The organism is Shimia sp. R9_1 (assembly GCF_017743775.1).
Taxonomy (GTDB): domain Bacteria; phylum Pseudomonadota; class Alphaproteobacteria; order Rhodobacterales; family Rhodobacteraceae; genus Shimia.
This window is the reverse complement of sequence record NZ_JAGHRN010000005.1, coordinates 347,632-359,823: the sequence shown is the minus strand read 5'-3', so window position 1 is coordinate 359,823 and position 12,192 is coordinate 347,632. Positions and strand designations below refer to the sequence as shown.

The window sequence follows — 12,192 nt, the reverse complement described above, 5'->3', positions numbered from 1 at the left end:
GTTTGCTTTGATGTGTTTTTGAGATGGCGCTTTTGCTCAATGGCCGCTTTTTGACGCGACCGCCGACCGGTGTGGACCGGGTTGCTGTGGAACTGATGCGCGCGTTTTTGGCGCGGGACGATGCGCCGGAGCTGCGATGCGTGGTGCCGCAGCCAGGACCAATTCAGGAGCTGGGAACCTTTCCTGACGCTCCGATCAAGTCGGTGGAAATTTCCGACAGCATCTTGAAGGGGCAACTTTGGGAGCAGGTCTCTTTGCCCGGTTTGGCGGCAGAGGAGACCTTGCTCAGCCTTTGCAATATCGGGCCGATTGCCTCAGCAAATCAGGTGGTGATGATGCACGATGCGCAGGCGTTCACACAGCCGCAGGCATACGCGCGCGCCTTTCGCATGTGGTATCATGCGGTGCAGCCGCGATTGGGGCGGACGGCCAAATTGGTTCTGACCGTTTCCCGCTTTTCAGCGGGGGAGTTGGAGGCGCATGGTGTCGTGCCGCGCGGCAAGGCGCGCGTGGTGCACAATGGGGCGGATCACATTTTGCGCACCGCTGCGGATCCGGAAATCCTAACAGATTTTGCGCTGGAACCGCAGGGGTATTTTCTCGCGATTGGCAGCTTGGCGCCGCATAAGAACTTGAAAATGTTGATCGCCGCGGCCGAGCGGCGCGGCGCGGGAGCACCGCCCTTGGTGATCGCGGGGGGCGGCAATGCGCGGGTGTTTGGCGAAAACGGTCTGCGGGAAAGTGCGTCGGTGCGCCTGTTGGGGCGGGTGAGTGATGCGCAATTGCGCGCTTTATATGAAAATGCACTGGCCCTGACGTTTCCATCGCTGACGGAAGGATTTGGGTTGCCTCCTGTAGAGGCGATGATGTGCGGCTGTCCGGTGATTGCTGCGCCGCGCGGTGCTGTGCCGGAGATCTGTGGCAGCGCGGCGCGCTACGCCGATCCAGAAGACGTTCAAGCTTGGACTGTTGCGATGCAGGACATCGCCAACAACCCGCAGGAAAGACAAGAGCGGGCCGAGGCAGGGCGCGCCCAGAGTGCCGCATTTACTTGGCAGGCAGCGGCGGCGCAGTTTGCGGCGCATCTGGATGAGGCTGGTCTATTGTTTTCAGCGCAAGGCCACCGGCTTCGATCCGTGCCACGGTGAGCGCGCCGGTCGCATAGACGCCGCTGTCGATTGCGATGCGCCCGTTGATCAGGCCGGGGCGATCCACAATGAGATGGCCGTGCAGCACAAACAGCCCGTCTTTGCGGCGAATGTCATAGCAGTCGGCATTGCCCCAGGTCAGCACTGCCGGGTCTTGGGCATCGGGCGATTGGGCTGGGTCGAGACCTGCGTGAACCGCAATGATGTTGCCGGATTGCCAGAGCCAGGGCCAGTCGAGCATCCATTGGATCATCTCCACACCCATGGCTTGCGCAAGGGCATCGCGCAGATCATAGAGCGCGTCTTCGCTGTTGGTGGTCGGTGTGAGGCCGAAACTTTGCAGGGTTTCCGCGCCGCCAGCCCCAAGCCACATTGGGGCGTATTGGACCGGATCATCCAGAAAGCCGAGCAGCATTTCCTCGTGATTGCCACGCAGGCAGATCAGGTCTGGCCAGGCGGTACGCAGGCTGAACAGCCGTCGCAGTACCGCGGCGCTGTTGGGGCCGCGATCTATACAGTCCCCCAGAAGCACCACCGGTGCTTTTGCGTCCTCAGGGCGGGAGGCGATCCAGCCAAGGGCTGCGTCCAGACGATCGGCGCAGCCATGTACATCGCCGACGGCAAAGAAAGGCTTTTGCGGGGCAAGCGCGCTCTCGGTGAGCGGTTTGGTGCGGAACAGGCGGGGAAACAGAGGCATCACAGTCTGAGATCGGAGTATAAGCTCAGACTGGCATGCTTTTGTCCGGGGTCAAGCGGGAAGCGCTAGGGATTGGTCACAATTGCGGAGCCTCCCGCTAGCCCCAGGGCTGAAAGCCCGTTGGCAGTGGCAATGTGAGGCCGGAGGTGCGCAACCGTGCGCCGGTGGTTGTTCCAGGGCCAAGGCCTGCGAGCGGTTTGAGGGGGCCAAGGACGGCCGAAATATCTGCACCAGAGGTCCCGGAGGCGGGATCGGCATCGGCAGTGTTGTTCCAGAGGGTTGCGCCGGTAGGGCGCAGCCAGAGCTGGCGGGCTGTCAGGTCAACGGCCACCTGCACGGTTGTCTGGCTGTTGATATGTGATCCCATCTGCTGCAGCCCACTGCCGGAAAAGCGCAGTGTGGTGCCCAACCAGCCTGCTTTGCGCACACCATTGGTGCCGCCGCCCAGCGGGGCATCCTGATCTCCGATCCCGACAAAGACGACGCTCCCGAACACATCGACCTCAAAGATAAACTTCCCTGTTGCACGTGTTTGGGTGCCGCGCGCATAGCGGGTGCCGGTCTCGCCATTGTTCACCAACGCCCCATTTTCGGAGTAGCTGAACAGGCTTGGTTGATAGGTCACATCCCAGACCGAGGCGCTGGAGGGCAGGGTGATGTTGGGGAGCGATTGCAGGGTGCTGTCGATCTCGTCTGTCGTCAGCAACGCGTAGATGTCCAATGGCGTGTCCTGCGGCAGAGCGCTTAGAAGGACCGTGGATTGTCCGCCGGGCGGAAGAGTGCTTGGCAGGGTTTCCTGCTGATTGGCGAGGAAGCCTGTGCCAGCTTTCAACTCCGCGGGCGTCGGTGCCGGATCGCCTGCTGGCAGTGCTGCCACATAAAGCGTACCGCCATCGGTGCTGCGCAAGGACAGGGTCAGATCCGCGTTCGAGATGTCCGCTTCGGCGAGCCGCGTGATGACAGGGCGCAATGCCGGAGCGTAGGATTGCGACGCGCCATCGGCACCGCGCAGATCCACAAGGGCATTGGCGATGAGCTGGCCGAGTTGCTGCATTTGAGACGCTGTCAGATGCACATTGTTGCCGTTGCGCAAACCGTGCTCGACAAAATAGCGCTGAGGATGGCCGCCGTTGGCCGCGTCGGTGATGGTGCCATCCTGCGCGATGTGCCAGCGGCAGAGGCCGCGCAATTGGTCGTTGATTGCGGCGGTGTAAGGATCGGGTTGGCCGGACCCAAGGGAGGTTTCGATGGGAGACAGTGCGATCAGAAACCAGGGCGGCTGCGCACCCATTTGAGCCTCTTCAAAGGCGTAGATCTCCTCAAAATGCTGGGCGTAGTCGGTGATATCGGGGTGCGTGAGGTTGGCCTCGGCTCGTGGCGTGCTGGTATTGGTTTCGCCCTGCCACCAGATTTTCGCCTGATAACGCAGAGGAGCAGGCAGGCCCGCGAGCGCTTGGCGCAGATGGCGTCTTCCGTGGATCTTATTCTGCCAGACCTGCCCGGAAAGGCTTGGGCGGAAGGCGTCGATATGCTGCCCTGCCGTGGCTGCTTTGGCCAGCAGGAGCGTGCGCGCCGTTCCCCAAAGCGTGCCTGTGTCAAAGGCTGCGGCGAGACCGATGGTTGGGCCTGTGCCACCGCTGCCGCCACCGGATGTCAGACAGCGCTCCCCGTAGCGGCCCTCTTGCCCGGCGATTGTTTCACCTGCTGCGGCGAGCACATAGGGCAGGGTTTCCACTGTTGGCGTGGAGGTGCCAGCGCCGGCGGTGATTGAGAGTTGGGTTACGTCCCCATAAAGGCGTCGGGCTGAGGCAGGCAGGCTGTCGATGGAATTGAAGCCAACGATGTTGGATTGCCCTTCTGCATCGAGAAGAGCGATGAAGCTGGGTTGCGGTGAGACTGTTCCGGCTTCCCCAAGCGTGCTTGCAGAGATGTCGAGGCCGATCCCAATCATCAGCTCAGCCCGATGATGCCGGTTGCGGTTGTGCCTGTGGTCCAGACGCGCGTGGCACGCACTGGGAAGGTGATCCCGGCGGCAACAAAGAGCGTGGCGACAGAGCCATCTGCGGTTGTGAGGCGCACCGTTCCGCTGCTGGCGACGTTCAGGGCGCGTGTGGTTTTGCTGAGATCTGCGCTGTCGTTTGGGGTGATCTCCTGCAGAGACACCGCCGGAGCATTCAGGGTGACGGGATATTGGGAAAAATCATCTGGTGACGGCAAAGCTGTGTCCTCGCATGGTCAATCGGTCAGGCGGGGTGCCTGAGCTTGATGGGCAAGGGGGATGCCAGATCGTGCTTAATCAGGCGTGGGCGCAGCGCGCGCAGGTCACGCGGTATGGGCAACGGAAGCTGTCTGTGTTGGCTTGGTAAGATGGGCTTACCGTTCGGCAAAGACCCGCATATCAAACACGCGCAGTCGCATTCCCGCGCCGATCGTCGCCAGAGCCAGAAGCGTGGCCAATGACAGGCCGATGCCAAGGCTGAGACCGCTGACGCCAATCCCACCTTTGATCCAGAGCCACAGGCCACTGGCGGCGGCGTAGTAGGCGCCCACCACCGCCAATGCGATGAGGATATTGTAAACTGCGCCCTGAATGGGCACCTCGCCTTGCCAAGAAATCAGCACGAGTGCGGCAATTGCTGTGAGGATGGCCACGCAGGCTTGGGCAAATGCAAGCGTGTTCAGGCCTTGATCGGAGGTGACAAAGATGGTGGCGATCATCACGCTGGTCCAGACCAGATTGTGATACATCGACACCTGCGTTTTGTTGCGGGCCGCAAAGATCGGCAGGATTAGCGCATTTCCAAATCCGGCAAAGGCGCGCACCGACAGCGCATATAGGGCGCCAAGGGCGGCGAGATAGCTTGGGTGAAAGAGCGTCGTGACGAGATCGGCTCCGAATACCAGAATGGTGGCAGCGAAGCCTCCCATCAAAATGACCATCACGCCACAAAAGCGGTTGAGAACCGGCTCCAGCTGAGCCCCTGTGCGGGCAGCTGCGCCAAATTGGTTGAGCGCAAAACTGCGCAAGGGTTGCCCTACGATATCAATGGTAGCGGTCGAAAGCCGATTGGCGAACCGATAGAGACCGGATTCTGCCGTTGTGAAGAAATAGGCCAGCAACAGGTCCGTGCCGAAATTGGAGACAAACACCAGCAGGCGGGATCCATAAAGGCCTGAGGCATAGCGCAGCGCATGTGCTGCCATCGGGCGGTGAAACAGGAAATGTGGCCGATCCGGCGTCATGACGCTGTAAAGAAAAACACCGATGACAACGCGGATATAGCGGTAGACCACAAGTGCAAAGAGCGACTGCCACAGCCAAAGCACCACTGCGCCGCCGAGCATTGCGGCACTGTTTTGCAGCAGCATGATGATGAAGTGCCGCCGCATCTGCTGACGCCGTATCAGAACGGCGCTGGCCCAGGCCATGCCGGAGGCAAAGGGCTGTAGCAGGCCCAGATAGCGCAGGACGGGGGCGAGATCAGGGCTGTCAAAGACCTGTGCCAACCATGGGGCAAACACGATGAGTGCCCCGCCGCCAATCCAGCCCACAAGCTGCATCAGCCAAAACATGGTGGAAAGCACCGCTTTGTCATCCTCCGACGAGGTCACGATAAAATGGTAAAAACCCGCATAGGTGAACGCGAGCACCAGCTCCACAAAGACTATGGCCAGCGTGTATACACCATATTCAACGGGGGCGAGAAAGCCTGCGGCCAACAGCGTGATGACAAATCCGGATATTTGCTGCGATGCGAGGCCAATTATAGAGAGCGCCGCATTCGCGCCGGATTGGATTTTGGATTGACCTGAGGATTGGGCTGCGGGAGCGCGATCTGCCATCTGTCCTGTAAATCCGAGTTTTGAATAAAAGAAACCAAAGTACGGGTGATGAAAATTCGTGCGCCACAGGGCGCGATATCGGTAATTCAGAGGTTTTGGCGCGTGAATAGGGAACGCGGCTGTTAAATTGCCTTAAAATGTTACATCCTGTCGGTATTTGTAAGTAAAGCGTATTTGAGACCTGGTTTGGTATGCAATTCGTCTCGACCTCTTTTATTGCCGTGTTTTTGTGCAGTGTCCTGCTATTGCAGGGGCCGTATCGCGGGCTTTGGGCCTTTGTGATCTCTCTGCCTTTTGGCGCGGCGGCGGCGATTTCCTTTCCGGCAGTTGGCGGCACATCCCTGTTGGTCAGCGATATTGTTCTGCTGGTTATGATGGTGCAGCTCTTCTTTCAGCGCCGTTGGTTTAGCCAGACTTTGGGAACGTTGCGCCCCTATCGCCCCGGGTTCTGGCTGTTACTGTGTTTGATCGGGGCGGTTGTATCGGCGATTTTCCTGCCGCGCCTGTTTGTCGGCCAGACCGAGGTTTTTCAGGTGGTGCGCTATGAGGACCGGGCGCTACCAATGCTGCAGCCCTTGCAGCTGTCAAACAGCAATATCGCGCAGGCCTTTCGCCTTCTTCTGTCTGCTTCCGCCTTTCTGGTGCTCGCCACGCTTTACCGGCTACGGCCCGAGCCGCAGCATGTGGTGGGTGCAATGGCGGCGGCATTGGCTGTGCACGCCGCGCTTGGATTTGCAGATGTCGCCTCCTACGCGCTGGGCATGCCGGACTTGCTGAGCGTGATCCGGACCTCCGGTTATCAGATGCTGGACCACCAGATGCTGTTGGGCGCAAAGCGCATGGTTGGAGGATTTCCGGAGCCGTCGTCCTTTGGTTATTACACCATCGGGCTTTTTGGATTTTGGCTGCGATATTGGGTGGGCGACCGTTCAAATGTGCTGGCGATCATTTGCCTGCTGGTGGGGACGGTTCTGGTGCTGCGCTCGACCTCCAGCGGTACCTATGCGGCGGTGGGGGCGTTTATGCTGATTTTCCTCGGCCTTCAGCTGCGCCACATGCATTTGGATCATTTGCCTCCGGCGCAGGTCAGGATGTTGGGCGCTTTTGCTGTCTTGTTGCCGCTCTTTGTCGGAACCGCTGTGTTGATCCTCAACCTTGTGCCTGCGGTTGGGGAGTATTTTGACCACGTTTTGTTTTCCAAGCTGTCTTCCTCCTCGGGGGTGGAGCGCATGAGCTGGAACCGGCAGGCGTTTGTCAATTTCTGGGACACATGGACGCTGGGGGCGGGCATCGGATCGGTGCGCGGCAACGGTTGGCTTGGCGCGACACTGGGCAATATTGGCTTGGTTGGAACCCTGTTGTTCGGAGCATTTCTGGTCGGGGTGATCCGCGCGCGGGCGGTGGATCACGCATCACAGCAGGCGCTGGTGGTCTCAGCCCTGCAATATGGCTGTGGCGCGGTTTTTCTGCAGGCGATGCTGACCAAGACGACACCCAATCTGGGCACGGAATTTTTTGCGATGGCGGGGCTCGCCGTAGGTATTGCCCGAGGATCAGAACTGTTGGGGCGCCCAATGCGACCGGTGCCTTTTCGGCCAAAATTGAGGGCAGAGATGCATGGTGTGTCGCTCAAAAGCTGAGTGCCGCGCCCCGGAGGACTGCGCATAGAGCGTGACAGTGATGAGGCGCCTTTTGAATTGAGACGACAGTGCGTTTTGGCGCTGCACGGAGATTGAATGTGAATCCGCTTGGCAACGAAGACCTTGGAACGGAGCGCTCCTACATCGTTCGACCCGCCACCAATGCAAAGGGCGATGAGGTTGATCTGAGCGAGTTTGTGCACTCTTTGCTGCGGCGCAAATGGCTTATTTTAGGATGCTCATTCGCTGTCGCGGCGTTGTTTTATTTGCTGACCGCGCAGATGACGAGCTACTACACCGCGCGCGCCACATTGATGCTGGACCCAAGGGATACGCAGATTTCGACTTCGCAAGCGCTGGTGTCTGATTTGCAGTTGAGCAATCCGATCTTGGACAGCGAAGTTGCGGTCATTCAATCCAATCAGTTGCTTGAACAGGCCATCAGCAGCATTGGTGTGGATCGGATTGATGCGCTTTATGCCGAGGCCAATGCGCCGCTACCGCCGTTTTCCTGGTTTCGCTCAAAAAAGCCCGCGTCCGGCTCAGAAACCGACACCACAGAGGAGATCGATGCGCCGCCTGCGCTGATCCCGCCGGAGCGGGTGAAGATGAACCGTGTGTCCTCGCGCATTCGCGAGGGGCTTTCGGTTCGGCGCGTGGGCCAGTCCTATGTCATCGAGATCCTGTCTGAAACGGTGGATCCGCAGCTCTCCAGCCTCATGGCTAACAATCTCGCCAATGGCTATATCCAGCAGCAAATCGTCAACCGGCGCGAGGCGGCGCTTCGTGCGACCACATGGTTGTCCAATCAGGTGGAGGCACAGCGCACGCAGGTTGAACGCGCCGAGGCGGCGGTCGAAGACTTCAAGAGTGCGCAGATTATCAGCGATGGGGCCTCCAGCGATATCGTGTCTCAGCAGATGATTGAACTCAATGATCAGCTGGCCCGGGTGCGCGCGGAAATTGCAGCAGAAGAGGCGCAGGTTCAGCAGATCGAGGCGGTGTTGCAGGGAGACGGTGCGCCCGCTGTTGGTGATCTGTTGTCCTCGCCTCTCTTCGCGACCTTGCGGGAGCGCCGTCTGGTTTTGCTGCAAGAGGATGCCAATCTCGCAACGCGTTTGGAGGAAGAGCACCCAGAGCGGCGACAAATCGCTTCGGTGATTGCGCAGCTGGATGCGGAAATGACCGATGAGGCGCGCAAGGTTATTGAAGGCTTTCGCAATGATGTGCGCATACTGGAGTTTCGCGAGCAGGCGCTGTTGGAAAACGTGAGCGAACTGGAGGCCAAGCTGGCCGCCATCTCGCGCTCTTCGCTTGAGCTGCGCCAGCTGGAACGCGAGGCGGATGCGTTGCGCGGCACCTATGAGGATTGGCTGGCGCGCTTGAGCGAGGCGCGTTCACAGGTTGAATTGCAAAGTGCCGAAGCCTTTTTGATCAACGCTGCAAAAATCCCTTCAGGCCCTTCTGCACCGCGGCCGAAGCTGCTGACCGCCTTTGGTGCGGTCTTAGGACTGGTGATTGGGTTGATCGCCGCGCTTGTGCTTGAAACCAGCAGCCATGGGTTTGCACGTAGTGCGCAGCTGGAAGCGGCGCATGGCTTCCCGGTGGTGGGCAGCCTGCCCAAAGGCAATTGGTCTGGCCCCGGAGAGATCTTTGCCTCCCTAGCAGATGATCCCTATTCCTTATTCAGCGAACGCTTGCGGCAGCTGCGGGAAACCCTGCTCAGCCGAAAAGAGAGTGGTACATCGCACAGCTACGTGCTGTTGTCTTCTGTGCCGAATGAAGGGAAATCAACTGCGGCTTTGGCGTTGGCGCGGATGTTTGCGATTTCCAACCGCTCAACGATACTCGTGGATTTGGATACGCGACAGTCCGCGATCTACCGCGAAGCCAATCTGACAATGGAGCATGATCTTGGGGATTTCATTGCTGGGCGTGTTTCGCTCAGTCAGGCCATCATGCGCGGAGGCGCTCTGAATTTTGATGTTCTGGGCAGCTCCTCCTCCAAAGGCATTTTGTCTGATGCGGTCAAACACTCTGAACTTGTCGAGTTGGTGGAAACGCTGAAGCGCCACTATGAGATTGTCATCATTGATGCGCCTCCGGTGCTCGCGGTGTCCGATGCGCTGATGGTGGCAGGGGTGGCGGACAGCCTGTTGTATCTGGTGCGCTGGCGTAAGACGCCCAAACGCGCCGTTAAAATGGGGCTGACACATCTCGCCAGTATCGGAGCGCGTCCGGAAGGCATGGTTTTGACCATGGTCTCCACACAGCAGGATCCCGACTATTATGTGAGGCACTACAATTATGGTTAGAGCGAGTGCATGCGCGCTGGGCCTGAGTGCCGCGCTTCTGAGTTTAGGTGCCACGTTGGCCTATGGAGAGGGCTACAAGCTGGTGATTGGCGACCGGCTTCAGGCAAGTTTGCTGGGAGAGTCGCAACCCATGACAGGCACCGTTGATCTGGATGGGTATCTGCGTTTCGCAGGGCTGGCGCAGTCGCGTGTCGCGGGATTAACACTGGAGGAGGCCGAGCGAGCCCTTGAGAAAGACCTGCAGACGGCAGAGCTTTACGTCAATCCGGATATCAGTCTGGCGATTGAGAGCCATGCGCCCATCGTAATTGTCGGAGAAGTGCAGCGCCCGGGGTCGTTTGATTTCCTGCCACAATTGACCGTGGAGCTTGCGCTTGGTTTGGCAGGCGGTGTTTCGTTGACAGACTTGAGTGATGACCAGCGGCAACTGCTTCAGGCAGATGCCAAAGGACAACTTCGTGCGGCAGCCCTTGAAATCACGCATCAGACAGTCCGGATCGCGCGGCTGGAAGCGCAGTTGGCGCAAAAGTCGGTGCTTGCCGCAGAAGATGTCGATCCGCGCGAGATGCCAGTGGCTTTGCCTGAGATCACCCAAGCGCAGCTTGGGTTGGAGCAACAGCTGTTGAGCACCTTCATTGCGCAGGGGAGTAGGCAAGACGCGCTTTGGGATCAGCATCTCAAAGAGCTGGAAACGGAAATCGCTCTTTTGGACAGCCGGATTGAGATTCAGCAGGATGTCGTGCTGAGCCGGGTGGAGGAGTTGGAGGGCACCAGATCCCTGGCGGAGCGCGGTCTGCAGCGCGCGACCATTGTCACGGCGCAAGAACGCCTTGAGTCCGAGGCACGCGCGCGCATCTTGGAATTGGAGGCACAGAAGTCGCGTGCGCAAAGTGACTGGATCGCTGCATCCCGCGCGCAATCCAACTTTCATGATCAGCGACGCATTGAAACGCTGGAAGCCTTGCGGAGCGCTGTGCAGGCCCGCGATGGTCTGCGGCAACGCTATGAGAATCAGCGCCAAAGATTGGCTGTACTCTCCTCAAATGGGTTGATTCTTGGATCCGCCAGCGATCTTTTGGATATGAATTACGTGATTTTGCGTAGAACAAACGCCGGAATCGAGCGTTTGGACGCGACGAGCGACACCGTCGTTCTACCAGGCGATGCGGTGATTGTTTCCGCTTTGATGGGCAATGCTGCAAACGACTTTTGAGTGTTGATATTTTGGGCGCTGCAGCTGCACTGAATCCGGTCTTGGAAAACACGTTTATTGGGAATTCCTTGAAGGTAATACGCCAAAAAATGAATGCCTGCGTCCCGGTGCCGTCCCAAATGAGGGGATGTCACAAATGGCGCAAATCCCCTTGTTTTTCGAGAGATTCATGCGCTTATTTCGCGGGTGGTATTCGTTGGAGCGCTTTGCGTAAGTATATGTCGTTTATGTGTATTTTCTAAATTTAACTTGAGAACAATTTCGCTTTCAAATTCGCTAATTGGCGCGATCTAATTGTGCGTGAATTTCAGGGAGATTTCTCTTTTATGTAAATTAGTCAGGTTTTTCTGACTGACGCATGGCGCTAAAAAATGGAGAATCAAAAGGTCTCTGCAGCGCAGAAAAGTCACGAATATAGATAAGTTAAAAATTTACTTACAATCAGAATCAAACTACTGTTTATCCAATACCTAAGAATACTTTTCGCTATTTTTCGTAAGTTCTGTTTTGAGTTTTGGTCATGAAAGATATTGTGGAAGAACGTTTTTTGTTCGCCCGGCAGAGCTTCACTCGCTCTGATGAAAGATCAGCCACAAAGGCTACTGTACGCGCTACGGCAAACCGGTTTTATCGCCGCGCCGGTAAGCGTGCCTTCGATATTGCTCTGGCCTTGATCATGCTTCCGGTTTTGGCGCCGGTCATTTTTTGCCTTTGGGCTGCGACGCGTCGCGACGGCGGCAGTGGCTTTTTTGGTCATGTGCGCGTTGGGAAAGATGGTCGTAAGTTCAAATGCTGGAAAGTGCGCACAATGGTGATGGGGGCAGAGGAAAAACTCCAAGCCTATCTGCGTGAAAATCCGGAAGCGGCAAAAGAGTGGTATGCAAATCATAAACTGACTGATGATCCGCGTATTACAAAGTTTGGTGATTTCCTGAGAAAAACCAGCCTGGATGAATTGCCGCAGATTTGGAATGTTTTGGTCGGCGAAATGAGTTTTGTCGGGCCGCGTCCTGTTGTTCAGGATGAACTTAAGAAATACGGCCACGGCGAAGAATTCTACCTCGCTCAGAAACCGGGTATTACGGGTCTTTGGCAGGTGTCAGGACGCAATAGCGTTTCTTATGACGACCGTGTGGCTATGGACTACGAATACCTGCAGCGCATGAGCATGGGATTTGACATCCGCATTGTGCTTAAGACGTCACAAGCAGTTGTCAAACGCACTGGGTGCTAATCAGAGCTCAGCGCAGGCCGTGAGGTTTAATAGTCGGAAATTTCTTTTGGCATAGAGATCAGAAATGCGCGCATGCATTTGAGGTCTAATTTTGAAGACCCA

Annotated in this window: 9 protein-coding genes; 5 read left to right on the top strand and 4 right to left on the bottom strand. The window is 57.7% G+C overall.

The window, feature by feature from the left end; all coding sequences use genetic code 11:
- Nucleotides 1-23 precede the first annotated feature (23 nt).
- Entirely contained in the window at nucleotides 24-1,148 is a 1,125-nt protein-coding gene (locus J7399_RS17195; protein WP_209087940.1) for a glycosyltransferase family 1 protein, read from the top strand.
- Here the strand turns inward: J7399_RS17195 and J7399_RS17190 are convergent.
- The 4 genes from J7399_RS17190 to J7399_RS17175 form a co-directional block, all read right to left on the bottom strand.
- Nucleotides 1,048-1,845 carry a metallophosphoesterase gene (locus J7399_RS17190; RefSeq protein ID WP_209087937.1) on the bottom strand — a complete coding sequence of 266 codons (798 nt, stop codon included), beginning with the start codon at nucleotides 1,843-1,845 and terminating at the stop codon, nucleotides 1,048-1,050. The two genes, J7399_RS17195 and J7399_RS17190, sit on opposite strands and share 101 nt — an antisense overlap.
- Nucleotides 1,846-1,942: 97 nt before the next feature.
- A complete protein-coding gene (locus J7399_RS17185) occupies nucleotides 1,943-3,796 on the bottom strand; it encodes a hypothetical protein (protein WP_209087934.1) in 1,854 nt (617 codons plus the stop codon).
- Nucleotides 3,796-4,062, bottom strand: a complete 267-nt coding sequence (locus tag J7399_RS17180) for a hypothetical protein (RefSeq protein ID WP_247742938.1) — start codon at nucleotides 4,060-4,062, stop codon at nucleotides 3,796-3,798. The genes J7399_RS17185 and J7399_RS17180 overlap by 1 nt, the downstream gene beginning before the upstream one ends.
- 156 nt (nucleotides 4,063-4,218) lie before the next feature.
- Nucleotides 4,219-5,688 (bottom strand): oligosaccharide flippase family protein, encoded by a 1,470-nt coding sequence (locus J7399_RS17175; RefSeq protein ID WP_209087931.1) that lies wholly within the window; start codon nucleotides 5,686-5,688, stop codon nucleotides 4,219-4,221.
- A 191-nt stretch (nucleotides 5,689-5,879) separates the two neighbouring features.
- Between J7399_RS17175 and J7399_RS17170 the strand changes: the two genes are divergently transcribed.
- The 4 genes from J7399_RS17170 to J7399_RS17155 all read left to right on the top strand — a co-directional run bounded on the left by J7399_RS17170 (nucleotide 5,880) and on the right by J7399_RS17155 (nucleotide 12,090).
- Complete coding sequence (locus J7399_RS17170; protein WP_209087928.1) at nucleotides 5,880-7,328, top strand: hypothetical protein; 1,449 nt, start codon at nucleotides 5,880-5,882, stop codon at nucleotides 7,326-7,328.
- A 98-nt stretch (nucleotides 7,329-7,426) separates the two neighbouring features.
- Complete coding sequence (locus tag J7399_RS17165) at nucleotides 7,427-9,643, top strand: polysaccharide biosynthesis tyrosine autokinase (protein ID WP_209087924.1); 2,217 nt, start codon at nucleotides 7,427-7,429, stop codon at nucleotides 9,641-9,643.
- Entirely contained in the window at nucleotides 9,636-10,856 is a 1,221-nt protein-coding gene (locus J7399_RS17160) for a polysaccharide biosynthesis/export family protein (RefSeq protein WP_209087922.1), read from the top strand. Before J7399_RS17165 ends, J7399_RS17160 begins: the two co-directional genes overlap by 8 nt.
- Nucleotides 10,857-11,376: 520 nt before the next feature.
- On the top strand, nucleotides 11,377-12,090 hold the full coding sequence (locus tag J7399_RS17155) for a sugar transferase (protein WP_209087919.1): 714 nt from the start codon (nucleotides 11,377-11,379) through the stop codon (nucleotides 12,088-12,090).
- The last annotated feature ends 102 nt before the right edge of the window (nucleotides 12,091-12,192 follow it).

Coding starts and splice junctions, on each gene's coding strand:
- J7399_RS17185 (WP_209087934.1), bottom strand. CDS start 3,796: ATGATTGGGATCGGCCTCGACATCTCTGCAAGCACGCTTGGGGAAGCC.
- J7399_RS17160 (WP_209087922.1), top strand. CDS start 9,636: ATGGTTAGAGCGAGTGCATGCGCGCTGGGCCTGAGTGCCGCGCTTCTG.
- J7399_RS17170 (WP_209087928.1), top strand. CDS start 5,880: ATGCAATTCGTCTCGACCTCTTTTATTGCCGTGTTTTTGTGCAGTGTC.
- J7399_RS17175 (WP_209087931.1), bottom strand. CDS start 5,688: ATGGCAGATCGCGCTCCCGCAGCCCAATCCTCAGGTCAATCCAAAATC.
- J7399_RS17195 (WP_209087940.1), top strand. CDS start 24: ATGGCGCTTTTGCTCAATGGCCGCTTTTTGACGCGACCGCCGACCGGT.
- J7399_RS17190 (WP_209087937.1), bottom strand. CDS start 1,845: ATGCCTCTGTTTCCCCGCCTGTTCCGCACCAAACCGCTCACCGAGAGC.
- J7399_RS17155 (WP_209087919.1), top strand. CDS start 11,377: ATGAAAGATATTGTGGAAGAACGTTTTTTGTTCGCCCGGCAGAGCTTC.